Below are 12,668 nucleotides of genomic sequence, written 5' to 3'. Positions count from 1 at the left end.
TCACCCCTTCGTCAGCAGATACACGTGCGCCGCCCCGGCCGCCGCCACCGAGGCCAGCAGCCGGGCCAGCTCGGCCGGCGCGTCCAGCAGCGCCTCCAGGCGCCGGTCGGCGATCTCCCGCTCCGCGGCGGCGAGCCCGGCGAGGGCGTCCTTCTCCGTCGCGGGCACGGAGGCCGTCGGCGAGGCGGACCGCTGCGCCCCGGAGGGGGACGGCGACCCCTGCGACCCCGGCGACGCCGACGCCGTGGGCGTCGCCGTGCTCCCGAGGGCCTCCGCGTGCCGCACGACCTCCTCGCGCAGCGGACGCAGCCGCGGCGCGAGCCCGGCGTGCGCCGCGATCACGGCGTCGTACCGCTCGGCCAGCTTCCTGCTGTCGCCCGCCGCACGCGCGCGTGCCCGCTCGGCGGGCGAGGGACGGCTGCCGGCGGTGGTGTCGGACTTCTCGGACCCGGCGGAACAACCCGTCACGAGCAGGGCCGTCGAGGCGACGGTGAACAGGCTCCTTCTGCGCGGCCCCGAGCGGGCGCGGGGAGCGTGGGGGAACGGCACGGCAGGCGTCCTCGGGGGCTCGTACGAACGTGGCGACGGAAAGAACGAACGGGAAGGAGGGCCACAGGCCCGTGATCACGGTACCCGGGCATCCGCCCGACGGCGGTCAGCGGCACCCTCCGTGACAGGGTGGACGGCATCACCCCTCGCGACCGGATACTCTTTGACCAGACACGCGCCCCATCCCACAACAGCACACGCGGCCGAGGAGTCACCCGGATGAGCACCACCCAGAGCGAGAGGCTTCGAGAACTTCTGGAACCGCTCGTCAGCTCGCAGGGCCTCGATCTCGAGGAGATCGCCGTGGACGCGGTCGGCCGCAAGCGTGTGCTGCGCGTCGTCGTCGACTCCGACACCGGTGCAGACCTGGACCGGATCGCCGATGTGAGCCGCGCGCTCTCGGCGAAACTCGACGAGACCGACGCGATGGGCAGCGGGGAGTACACCCTCGAGGTCGGCACCCCGGGCGCGGAGCGCCCCCTCACCGAACACCGGCACTACGTGCGTGCCACGGGCCGTCTGGTGAGCTTCCGGCTGACCGCGGGCGACGAACTGGTCGCCAGGATCCTGCGGGTCGACGACGAAGGCCTCGACCTCGAGGTGCCCGGGGTCAAGGGCCGCAAGGCCACCGCGCGCAGCCTCGCCTTCGACGACATCAGCAGGGCGCGCGTCCAGGTCGAGTTCAACCGCAAGGAAGACGAGACCGGCACGAACGACAAGAACGTCAAGAACGACGAGACGGAAGAGGAGGCGTAACCGTGGACATCGACATGAGTGCCCTTCGGCTCTTGGTACGGGAGAAGGAGATCTCCCTCGACCTGCTGGTCAAGGCGATCGAATCGGCCCTCCTCATCGCCTACCACCGCACCGAGGGAAGCCGCCGCCACGCGCGTGTGGAGCTCAACCGGGAGTCCGGACATGTGACGGTGTGGGCGAAGGAGGACCCCGAGGACCTCGAAGAGGGCCAGGAGGCCCGCGAGTTCGACGACACCCCGTCCGACTTCGGCCGCATCGCGGCCACCACGGCCAAGCAGGTCATCCTGCAGCGCCTGCGCGACGCCGAGGACGACGCGACGCTCGGTGAGTACGCCGGCCGCGAGGGCGACATCGTCACCGGCGTGGTCCAGCAGGGCCGCGACCCGAAGAACGTCCTGGTCGACATCGGCAGGTTGGAGGCCATCCTGCCGGCGCAGGAGCAGGTGCCGGGCGAAACCTACCCGCACGGCATGCGGCTGCGCAGTTATGTCGTCCGGGTCGCGAAGGGCGTGCGCGGCCCGTCGGTCACCCTGTCGCGTACGCACCCCAACCTGGTGAAGAAACTCTTCGCCCTGGAGGTGCCGGAGATCGCCGACGGCTCCGTGGAGATCTCCGCCATCGCCCGCGAGGCCGGCCACCGTACGAAGGTCGCCGTCCGCTCCACCCGGTCCGGGCTGAACGCCAAGGGCGCCTGCATCGGCCCCATGGGCGGCCGTGTACGCAATGTCATGGGCGAGCTGAACGGCGAGAAGATCGACATCGTCGACTGGTCGGACGACCCGGCCGAGATGGTGGCGAACGCGCTGTCGCCGGCGCGGGTCTCCAAGGTCGAGATCGTGGACCTGGCCGCCCGCTCGGCCCGGGTGACCGTGCCGGACTACCAGCTGTCGCTGGCGATCGGCAAGGAGGGGCAGAACGCCCGCCTGGCCGCTCGCCTGACCGGCTGGCGGATCGACATCCGGCCGGACACCGAACAGCCCGGGGAATAGATCCAAGCCGCCGCCCGCTGAGATTACGACAGTCTGGCGGGCGGCATCTGTTCGATTCTTGCCCCAAAGGGGTGAGGTCGGCCCGGGGAGGTAGACTGAGACGTGTCTGGCCGGACATCTACCCGCGCACGCCCCGAGCGAACCTGCGTGGGCTGCCGGGAGCGAGCGGTCAAGAACGAACTGCTGCGGATCGTGGCGATCGAGGACGCGTGCGTCCCGGATCCACGCGGTACGCTGCCCGGCCGGGGTGTTTATGTACACCCCGTCCCGGTCTGTCTTGACCAGGCGGTGCGCCGAAGGGCGTTTCCGCGGGCGCTCCGCGTCCCGGGACCGCTCGACGTAAAGGCGTTGCGCCACCACGTCGAGCAGGCACAGGGTTGTGACAGCAACCCGTAAGAAGACATGCCGTGCGGAACCCCCCGTACGGTCTGGTACCTCGCGAGTCGAAAGCAGGTCGAGATTGCGATGAGCACTCGATGAGTACGCGATGAGTACGCCCATGAACTAGCGACGGTCCGGACGCAACCCGGACCTCAAAGGAGCGAAGTGGCTAAGGTCCGGGTCTACGAACTCGCCAAGGAGTTCGGTGTGGAGAGCAAGGCCGTCATGGCCAAGCTCCAGGAGCTCGGTGAATTCGTCCGTTCGGCGTCTTCCACGATCGAAGCGCCCGTAGTACGCAAGCTGACCGACGCCTTCCAGCAGGGCGGGGGCAACGGCAAGTCCGCCGCGAAGCCCGGCGCCCCTCGGAAGGCAGCCCCCAGGCCCGCCGCGCCCTCGCCGGCGCAGGCCGCGGGAACCTCCCAGGCCGCCAAGGCAGCGGGGGAGCGTCCTGCTGCCCCGAAGCCGCCGACCGCACCCAAGCCCGCCGCGGCCCAGCCGCCGGCGGCTCCGTCGGCGCCCTCTCCGGCCACCCCCGGTCCCCGTCCGACGCCGGGCCCGCGGCCCGCGCCGCGTCCGGCACCGGCGGCTCCGGAGTTCCAGGCCCCGCCGGCCGCGCAGGCTCCCTCCCCGGCTCCGTCCGGGCCGAAGCCCGGCGCGCGTCCTGGTGCCCCCAAGCCCGGCGGTCGCCCCGGCGGCCAGGGTCAGGGCGGCCAGGGTGGTCAGGGCGGACGTCCGGCCGGTCAGGGTCAGCGCCCCGGTGGCGGCGGTCAGCGTCCGGGTGGACGCCCGGCCGGTCCGCGTCCGGGTAACAACCCCTTCACCTCCGGTGGTTCCACCGGCATGGCCCGCCCGCAGGCGCCCCGCCCGCAGGGCGCGCGTCCCGGCGGTCCCGGTGCTCCCGGCGCCGGCCCCGTCCCCAGGCCCCCGGTGGCCAGGCCGGCGGTCCGCGTCCGCAGGCTCCGGGCGGGCAGCGTCCCACCCCGGGCTCCATGCCGCGTCCGCAGGGCGGTCCCCGTCCCGGTGGCGGCCCCGGCGGCCCGCGTCCGAACCCCGGCATGATGCCGCAGCGTCCGGCTGCCGGTCCCCGTCCCGGTGGCGGCCCCGGCGGTGGCCGTGGTCCGGCCGGTGCCGGTCGTCCCGCTGCCGGTCGTCCCGGTGGCGGCGGCGGCTTCGCCGGCCGTCCGGGCGGCGGCGGTGGCGCCGGTCGTCCCGGTGGCGGCGGCGGCTTCGCCGGTCGTCCCGGTGGCGGCGGCTTCGGTGGCGGCGGTGGCCGTCCCGGCTTCGCCGGCCGTCCTGGCGGCCCCGGTGGCCGCGGTGGCACGCAGGGCGCCTTCGGCCGTCCCGGCGGTCCGGCCCGTCGTGGCCGCAAGTCGAAGCGGCAGAGGCGTCAGGAGTACGAGGCCATGCAGGCCCCGTCGGTCGGCGGCGTGATGCTGCCTCGCGGCAACGGCGAGAGCATTCGCCTGTCGCGCGGTGCGTCGCTCACCGACTTCGCGGAGAAGATCAACGCCAACCCGGCGTCGCTCGTCGCGGTCATGATGAACCTCGGCGAGATGGTCACCGCGACCCAGTCCGTCTCCGACGAGACGCTCCAGCTCCTCGCCGGCGAGATGAACTACACGGTTCAGATCGTCAGCCCGGAGGAGGAGGACCGCGAGCTGCTCGAGTCCTTCGACCTGGAGTTCGGCGAGGACGAGGGCTCCGAGGAGGACCTGGTCGTCCGTCCGCCGGTGGTCACCGTCATGGGTCACGTCGACCACGGCAAGACCCGCCTGCTCGACGCCATCCGCAAGACGAACGTCGCCTCGGGCGAGGCCGGCGGCATCACGCAGCACATCGGTGCCTACCAGGTCACGACCGAGGTCAACGAAGAGGATCGCAGGATCACCTTCATCGACACCCCGGGTCACGAGGCGTTCACCGCCATGCGTGCCCGTGGTGCGAAGTCGACCGACATCGCGATCCTGGTCGTCGCGGCCAACGACGGCGTCATGCCGCAGACGGTCGAGGCGCTCAACCACGCCAAGGCGGCCGACGTCCCGATCGTCGTCGCGGTCAACAAGATCGACGTCGAGGGCGCGGACCCGACCAAGGTGCGCGGTCAGCTGACCGAGTACGGCCTGGTGGCCGAGGAGTACGGCGGCGACACCATGTTCGTCGACATCTCCGCCAAGCAGGGTCTGCACATCGACAGCCTCCTGGAGGCCGTCGTCCTCACCGCCGACGCCTCGCTCGACCTGCGGGCCAACCCGGCGCAGGACGCGCAGGGCATCTCGATCGAGTCCCGGCTCGACCGCGGCCGCGGTGCCGTGGCGACCGTCCTCGTCCAGCGAGGCACCCTGCGGGTCGGCGACACGATGGTGGTGGGCGACGCCTACGGCCGCGTGCGCGCCATGCTCGACGACAACGGCAACAACGTCGCCGAGGCCGGCCCGTCGACGCCGGTTCAGGTCCTGGGCCTGACCAACGTCCCGGGTGCGGGCGACAACTTCATCGTCGTCGACGAGGACCGTACGGCCCGTCAGATCGCCGAGAAGCGCGCCGCCCGTGAGCGCAACGCCGCGTTCGCCAAGCGCACGCGCCGCGTGTCGCTGGAGGACCTGGACAAGGTGCTCAAGGCCGGCGAGGTCCAGCAGCTGAACCTGATCATCAAGGGTGACGCGTCCGGATCGGTCGAGGCCCTCGAGTCCTCGCTGCTCCAGCTGGACGTCGGCGAAGAGGTCGACATCCGCGTCCTGCACCGCGGCGTCGGTGCGGTCACGGAGTCCGACATCGACCTGGCGATGGGCTCGGACGCCATCGTGATCGGCTTCAACGTGCGCGCCGCCGGGCGGGCACAGCAGATGGCCGAGCGCGAGGGCGTGGACGTCCGCTACTACTCGGTCATCTACCAGGCGATCGAGGAGATCGAGGCGGCCCTCAAGGGCATGCTCAAGCCGGAGTACGAAGAGGTCGAGCTCGGCACGGCGGAGATCCGCGAGGTCTTCCGCTCGTCCAAGCTGGGCAACATCGCGGGTGTTCTCATCCGCTCCGGCGAGGTCAAGCGCAACACCAAGGCGCGCCTCATCCGCGACGGCAAGGTCATCGCGGAGAACCTCAACATCGACGGTCTGCGTCGCTTCAAGGACGACGTCACCGAGATCCGCGAAGGCTTCGAGGGCGGTATCAACCTCGGGAACTTCAACGACATCAAGGTCGACGACGTCATCGCGACGTACGAGATGCGCGAGAAGCCGCGGGCGTAACACCCCACGGTGTGTACCGGCCGGCGGGACAGCGGTCCCGCCGGCCGGTCCGTGTGTCCAGGGCCGGGAGCCACGGAGCGTAATATCCGTCGATCGGGCTCGCCCCTTCGTTGTACGGTTCTGATGTCCTCCGCCCACCACGGGCGGTGGGGACGTCGATCCCGTGCCGGCGGGTGAACCGGTTGTGCATGTATGTGGGGACGCTGTCCTTCGACCTCCTCCTCGGCGACGTTCGCTCGCTGAAGGAGAAGCGCTCCGTCGTCCGCCCGATCGTCGCCGAGCTCCAGCGGAAGTACGCGGTGAGCGCGGCCGAGGTGGATCACATGGACCTCTATCGCAGGGCGATCATCGGCCTGGCGGTGGTGTCCGGCGACGCGGCGCACCTGACCGACGTACTGGACCGGTGCGAACGGCTGGTCGCCGGGCGCCCCGAGGTGGAGCTGCTGTCCGTCAGGCGGCGCTTCCACGGCGAGGACGACTGACGAATCCAGGCTCCGGGAACCCGGAGTTCCGACCACTCAGACAGGAAAGAACGGGAGACGGACCAGTGGCCGACAACGCGCGGGCGAAAAGGCTGGCGGACCTCATCCGAGAGGTGGTGGCCCAGAAGCTGCAGCGCGGGATCAAGGACCCGCGGCTCGGCACACACGTCACCATCACGGACACCCGGGTCACGGGTGACCTGCGGGAGGCGACCGTCTTCTACACGGTGTACGGGGACGAAGAGGAGCGCACCGCCGCGGCGGCCGGCCTGGAGAGCGCCAAGGGCATCCTGCGCTCCGAGGTGGGCCGGGCGGCGGGCGTGAAGTTCACGCCGACCCTGGCGTTCGTCATGGACGCGCTCCCGGACACCGCGCGCAACATCGAGGACCTCCTCGACAAGGCGCGCCAGTCCGACGCCAAGGTGCGCGAGGCGTCCGCTGGCGCCACCTACGCGGGCGGGGCCGACCCGTACCGCAAACCCGAGGACCCCGCGGACGCAGAGACGGACGACACCGCCGAATGACCCGGAAGCACACCACGCCCGACGGCCTCGTCATCGTCGACAAGCCGTCGGGCTTCACCTCGCACGACGTGGTCGCCAAGATGCGCGGCATCGCCCGCACCCGGCGCGTCGGCCACGCCGGAACCCTCGACCCGATGGCGACGGGCGTCCTCGTCCTCGGCGTCGAGAAGGCGACCAAACTCCTCGGCCACCTCGCGCTGACCGAGAAGGAGTACCTGGGCACCGTCCGGCTCGGGCAGAACACCCTCACGGACGACGCCGAGGGCGAGATCACCTCGTCCGCCGACGCATCCGGGGTCACCCGCGAGGCAGTAGACGCCGGCGTCGCCAAGCTGACCGGCGCCCTCATGCAGGTGCCGTCCAAGGTCAGCGCCATCAAGATCGACGGCGTGCGTTCCTACAAACGGGCCCGGGAAGGCGAGGAGTTCGACATCCCCGCCCGGCCGGTCACCGTCTCCTCGTTCGCCGTGCACGACGTCAGGCCGGCCGTCGCAGAGGACGGCACCCCGGTGCTCGACCTGGTGGTCTCCGTCGTCTGCTCCTCCGGTACGTACATCCGCGCCCTCGCCCGTGACCTGGGCGCCGGCCTGGGCGTGGGCGGCCACCTCACGGTGCTGCGCCGCACCCGGGTCGGTCCGTACAAGCTGGACACGGCCCGCACCCTCGAACAGCACCAGCAGGAGCTGACCGTGCTGCCGATCGCCGAGGCCGCGGCTGTGGCCTTCCCGCGCTGGGACGTCGACGTCCGGCGCGCCCGGCTGCTCACCAACGGTGTGCGGCTGGAGATGCCCGAGGAGTACGCGGGGGCCGGTCCGGTGGCCGTCTTCGGTCCCGAGGGCCGGTTCCTCGCCCTCGTCGAGCAGCACAGGGGCAAGGCCAAGAGCCTGGCCGTCTTCACCTGAGGCCTGGCACGGGCGGCTGACGGTGTGTTCCGCCCGTGGAGCGGCGTCACGGGGATGGACATGCCGCCGCTCCACGGTCCCCCTCGGTTCCCCCACCCCAAAGGTCTATCCATCCGGGCCCGTTCATTCACCCGTAAGTGCGGGCGCTCGGAGTGAACCGGGGGAGTGGAAGGGGGCGCGTTCGCCGAGTGAGCTGCCCCGCTGATCATTCCGGCCTTATTGTCGAGGACAAGGCAGGGCGAGGGCACGGCACGAAGGCACGGCGGGGAGGCTCGACGATGACGTCGCGCAACGGTCCGGTGGGGCGGGAGCCCGTCCGGACGGCGGGGGAGCACTCACCCGGCGACGTCCTCATCCGCATCCACGACCTCGCCGGCCGCCCGCGCGGTCTCGGTTTCCCCGCCGACCACCGCGGCACCCTGATCACCAGTCACGAGGTCGTCGACGGTCTGCCCCGCCTCGTCCTGCACGCCCCCGGCGACCGCCACCGCGTGGTGAGCGCCGACGCCGTCACCCCGCTGCCCGAACTGGGCCTCGCCCTCGTCCGCGGTGAGGGGCTCGGCGCCGCTCCCCTGCCCGTCACCGTGCGGAACCGCGTCGAGAACGGCACCTATGTGCGGATCGCCGCCGGATGCTGGCGCGAGGCACGCGTACTGGGCGCGGCCACCGTGACGTACACGGCCACCGACCGTTGCCACATCCTCGATGACGCGCTGGAACTCGCCATCGGCACCACCGGCCGCGACGCCCTGCGCCTCGGCGGCGGAGCGGCCGGCGGCCCCGTGCTCGACGCCGCCACCGGCGCCGTGCTCGGCGTCCTCGGCACGGCCCTCCGTTCCGGCAGCCGCGACGTCGGCTTCGCCGTGCCGCTCCGCCCCGCCCGGGGCCCGCTCGCCGAACTGCTCGCGGAGAACGCGGCGACGGTCCCGGCGTACGGCACCGACCTCAATGTCGCCGGCGTCCTGGAACTCACCGCCACCTCGGTCGGGCAGGACGGCCCGTCGGGCGCCCTCGCCCCCGGAGGCGTGGTGCCGGTGGAGCGGGCGGCCACGACCGCGGAGTTCGCCGCGTTCGAGCGCGGCCGGGCCGCGGTGCTCGGCCTCGTCGGACAGCCCGGCAGCGGCCGTACGACGGAACTGGCGGCGCTCGCCGCCCGCCGCCACCGCGCCGGACTGCCCACGCTGTGGCTGCGCGGCGCCGATCTGCGGAACGACGACCTCTCCGTCGCGAACGCGGCCCACCGGGCACTCGACCGGGCCGCCCGCATCGTGGCCGCCTCGCGCACCCCGTTCCCGGGCGGCCCCGAAGGCCTCGGCGACACCGGCCCGGGGCGCCTCGCCGCGCTGGCCGGCACCGCCGGCCGCCCTCTGCTGGTTCTGCTCGACGGACCGGAGGAGATGCCGCCCGCCCTGGCCGACCGCCTCGCCCAGTGGACCGACGGGACGGCGCGATGGCTGCGGCGGACGGGCGCGCGGCTGGTGGTGGGGTGCCGCGCGGAGTACTGGGAGAGCGCGGGCGCACTCCTCCCCGCGGACCTGTTGCACGGGGGCGGACGTCAGGACGAAGCCGCCGATGGCCTCCCCGCGTGCGTGCGCCTCGGTGACCTGACCGCCGAGGAGGCCATCCACGCGCGTGCCCGCTACGGCATTCCGGAGGGCTCCCCGGCCGACTCCCGGCACCCGCTGACGCTCCGGCTGCTCTCGGAGGTCCGGGCCGCCCTCGCCGACGCCCCTCAGGCTCCGGACGCCCGCGCCGACCGCCACGACGTCCTCTCCGCCCACCTGGACCTGATGTGTCTGCGCGTGGCCGTGCGCCTCGCCGCCGAGAGCGGGCTGCGCGGCACCGCCGTACGCCGGCTGGCCGCCAGGGTCTCCGGGCAGGTGCACGAGGCCGCCCGGCGCAGTCTCGGCCCCGGGCAGGGCGAGCTGGACCGGGAGGCGTTCGAGGCGGTGTTCCCGTGGGGGCCCGCCCCGGCCCGGCTCGGCGGTGGCACCGGCTGGGCCTCCGCCGTGCTCGCCGAGGGCATCCTCGTCCCGGCCGGGACGGGCTACCGCTTCGCCCACGAGGAACTCGCCGACTGGCTCCACGGCACCCACCTCGACCTGGACGCGGCCCTGCGCGTCCTGGTCCACGACCACGGTCACGACACCCGCCCCGGCACCGACCGCGCCCCCGTCCCGCACCACCGAGTCGGCCCCGTCGTCCAGGCCATGCTGCTGCTCGCCCGTCAGCACGGCACCGGCCCGCTCGCCTCCCGGCTGGCGGACCTGGTGCACGCCCTCGACGCCGACCCCGGCTCCTGGTGGGCCGCACGGCTGCTCACCGAGACCCTCGCGCGCGTGCCCGACGCGACGCCCTGCACCGAGGTACTGCGGCTGCTGGCCGACCGGGTCGTGGCCTGGCGGCAGCAGCGGCGGAGGGTGCCGAGGGAGCTGGGACCGGCCTTCTGGACGGCTCTCCCGCTTCCCCTGGAGACCGGCTTCGAGCTGCTGCGCCGCCTCGTCCACGCCGACGGCCCCCCGTGCGAGACCGGTCCCCGCTTCCTGGACGCCGCCGCCCGTCTGTTCACCGCCGACCCCGTCGCCGTGCTCCCGCACCTCGTGCGGTGGTTCGAGGACGAGCGGCCGCTGCCCGCCACTCCGCACGCGACCGTCGCCACGGCGGCGCAGGCGCTGCTGCACACCCATCGGCACCGCGCCCCGGACACACTCACCGAGGTGCTCGCCGACAGCGCGCACCGGCGGGCCGGACAATTGCTCGCCGCGCTGGCCGAGGAGGACCCCCCGGCGGTGTGCCGGGCCGTCGACCGGTGGGCGCGCGACGAGCGGCCCGCACGCCGCGCGGCAGCCGTGGCGTACGGACTGCGGGCCGCACCGCACGTCCGTGACGCGACCGACCGCACCCTGCTGCGGTACGCGGCCCTCGCCCTGCTGGTGCACACCGCCGACCGCACCCTGCACGGCGGCGCGCTCGCCCTCCTCGTCCAGGACCCGAGCAGCAGGGACCGCCACCTCCCGCGGGCCCTGGAACACTTCGCGGCCGGCGACCCGCACCTCCCGCCGAGCGCGCTGACCGGTGCCCTCGCCACCCATCCGGAGCCCGTCCTCGAGGCCTTCCGCGCCAGGCTCGCACACGCGGACGCGCGCGAGCCCCTGCACACCCTCGCCGAGGCCACCACGCCCGCCCTGGCCCCTCGCGTCGCCGCGCTCCTGCGGGCGGCGGTGGAACAGCGGCCGGACCTCGCGAGAGAGCTGGCCGCGTACGCGGACCGGCGCCTGGACCAGGAGCCGGCCGACCACGACGTACTCCTGCCGCTGCTCACCGGCCTGCTGGAGGGCGGCCCGCAGCCGTTGCGGGCCGCCCTCGCCGGTGTCCTCGCGGAACCCGGCACCCCCGCTTCCCGACCCTTGCGCCGCGAACTGCTGGATCCGCTCCTCACTCGCGCACACGACCCCGCCGTCCTGGCCGCGGTGCTGGCCGCCGCCGCCCGCTGCTCCGGCTCCGCCGCGCGTGAGCTCGTGCACCACACCGGTCTGCTCCTCGTCCGCACCCCCGACGGCGCCGCCCGCTTCGACAGCGGCCTGGTCGACCTTGGGCGGCGGGTGCCGGGCTTCGCCGCCGCCCTGGCCCACTGGCTGGCGGACGCGCCCCAGGAGTGGGCCGCCGTGGTGGGCCCCGGCACCCGCCGGATGATCGAGAACCTGGCGGACGTGGGCGTCCCCGCCTGAGCCGCGGTCGGCCGCGAGCCCCGTCACAGCACCCATGCCGATGCGGGCCGACGGCGGTCGGCATGGCACCCTTAGACCTGCGCAGGAGAAGTCCACGGACTCGGCTCGACAAGGTTTCGACAAGGAGCAGGCACAGTGCAGCGCTGGCGTGGCTTGGAGGACATCCCCAGGACTGGGGGCGCAGCGTCGTCACCATCGGCTCCTATGACGGAGTCCATCGCGGACACCAGTTGATCATCCGGCATGCCGTGGACCGCGCCCGGGAGCTGGGCGTCCCCGCGGTCGTCGTCACCTTCGATCCGCACCCCAGCGAGGTCGTCCGCCCCGGCAGCCACCCGCCGCTGCTCTCCCCGCACCACCGCCGTGCCGAGCTCATGACCGAGCTGGGGGTGGACGCGGTCCTGATCCTCCCGTTCACCACGGAGTTCTCGAAGCTGTCGCCGGCCGAATTCGTGGGGAAGGTCCTGGTCGACAGGCTGCACGCCAAAGCGGTCGTCGAGGGCCCCAACTTCCGCTTCGGGCACCGGGCCGCGGGCACCGTGGAGTTCCTCGCCGAGCAGGGCAAGGTCTACGACTTCGAGGTCGAGGTCGTCGACCTGTACGTCACCGGAGAGGCGGGCGGCGGCGAGCCGTTCTCCTCCACGCTCACCCGCCGCCTGATCGCCGAGGGCAACGTCGAGGGCGCCGCCGAGATCCTGGGCCGCCCGCACCGGGTGGAGGGCGTGGTCGTCCGCGGTGCCCAGCGCGGTCGCGCACTGGGCTTCCCCACGGCCAACGTCGAGACGCTCCCGCACACCGCGATCCCCGCCGACGGCGTCTACGCGGGCTGGCTGCACGCCCAGGGCGAGGCCATGCCGGCCGCGATCTCCGTCGGCACCAACCCGCAGTTCGACGGCACCGAGCGCACGGTCGAGGCCTACGCCATCGACCGCGTCGGCCTGGACCTCTACGGCCTCCACGTCGCCGTCGACTTCCTCGCCTTCGTCCGCGGCCAGGCCAGGTTCGACACCCTGGAGGCCCTGATGGAGCAGATGGCCGCGGACGTCAGACGCTGCGCGCATCTGGTGGCCGCCGCCGGCAAGGCGTAGCCCCTCAAGCAGCGCCTGCCGCGG

General features: G+C 73.1%; 8 protein-coding genes and 2 pseudogenes. 9 read left to right on the top strand and 1 reads right to left on the bottom strand.

The genetic code is table 11. The features are described from left to right. Positions 1–549, bottom strand: coding sequence for a hypothetical protein (locus tag WJ438_RS12040; RefSeq protein ID WP_406725236.1), 549 nt, complete (start codon positions 547–549; stop codon positions 1–3). A 219-nt stretch (positions 550–768) separates the two neighbouring features. Between WJ438_RS12040 and rimP the strand changes: the two genes are divergently transcribed. The 9 genes and pseudogenes from rimP to WJ438_RS11995 all read left to right on the top strand — a co-directional run bounded on the left by rimP (position 769) and on the right by WJ438_RS11995 (position 12,644). After that, the gene (gene rimP / locus WJ438_RS12035) at positions 769–1,305 is read left to right on the top strand and encodes a ribosome maturation factor RimP (protein WP_406725235.1); all 537 of its coding nucleotides are present in this window, start codon (positions 769–771) and stop codon (positions 1,303–1,305) included. Between the two features lie 2 nt (positions 1,306–1,307). Beyond that, positions 1,308–2,294, top strand: coding sequence for a transcription termination factor NusA (gene nusA / locus WJ438_RS12030; protein ID WP_406725234.1), 987 nt, complete (start codon positions 1,308–1,310; stop codon positions 2,292–2,294). Between the two features lie 102 nt (positions 2,295–2,396). Further along, a complete protein-coding gene (locus WJ438_RS12025) occupies positions 2,397–2,690 on the top strand; it encodes a YlxR family protein (protein WP_406725233.1) in 294 nt (97 codons plus the stop codon). Between the two features lie 150 nt (positions 2,691–2,840). Beyond that, positions 2,841–5,920 (top strand): annotated as a pseudogene (infB, locus tag WJ438_RS12020) (translation initiation factor IF-2). 188 nt (positions 5,921–6,108) lie between these two features. Further along, on the top strand, positions 6,109–6,402 hold the full coding sequence (locus WJ438_RS12015) for a DUF503 domain-containing protein (protein ID WP_406725232.1): 294 nt from the start codon (positions 6,109–6,111) through the stop codon (positions 6,400–6,402). Positions 6,403–6,467: 65 nt separating this feature from the next. Beyond that, positions 6,468–6,926, top strand: coding sequence for a 30S ribosome-binding factor RbfA (gene rbfA / locus WJ438_RS12010; RefSeq protein ID WP_406725231.1), 459 nt, complete (start codon positions 6,468–6,470; stop codon positions 6,924–6,926). Further along, positions 6,923–7,828: a tRNA pseudouridine(55) synthase TruB gene (gene truB / locus WJ438_RS12005; protein ID WP_406725230.1), complete on the top strand. Its 906-nt coding sequence runs from the start codon at positions 6,923–6,925 to the stop codon at positions 7,826–7,828. The genes rbfA and truB overlap by 4 nt, the downstream gene beginning before the upstream one ends. A 278-nt stretch (positions 7,829–8,106) precedes the next feature. Continuing rightward, the gene (locus tag WJ438_RS12000) at positions 8,107–11,556 is read left to right on the top strand and encodes a serine protease (protein ID WP_406725229.1); all 3,450 of its coding nucleotides are present in this window, start codon (positions 8,107–8,109) and stop codon (positions 11,554–11,556) included. A 135-nt stretch (positions 11,557–11,691) separates the two neighbouring features. After that, a pseudogene (locus tag WJ438_RS11995) lies at positions 11,692–12,644 on the top strand (bifunctional riboflavin kinase/FAD synthetase). The last annotated feature ends 24 nt before the right edge of the window (positions 12,645–12,668 follow it).

Source organism: Streptomyces sp. GD-15H (assembly GCF_045291515.1).
Taxonomy (GTDB): Bacteria; Actinomycetota; Actinomycetes; order Streptomycetales; family Streptomycetaceae; genus Streptomyces.
The sequence above is the reverse complement of the archived record's forward strand: the minus strand, read 5'-3'. Positions and strand labels throughout refer to the sequence as shown.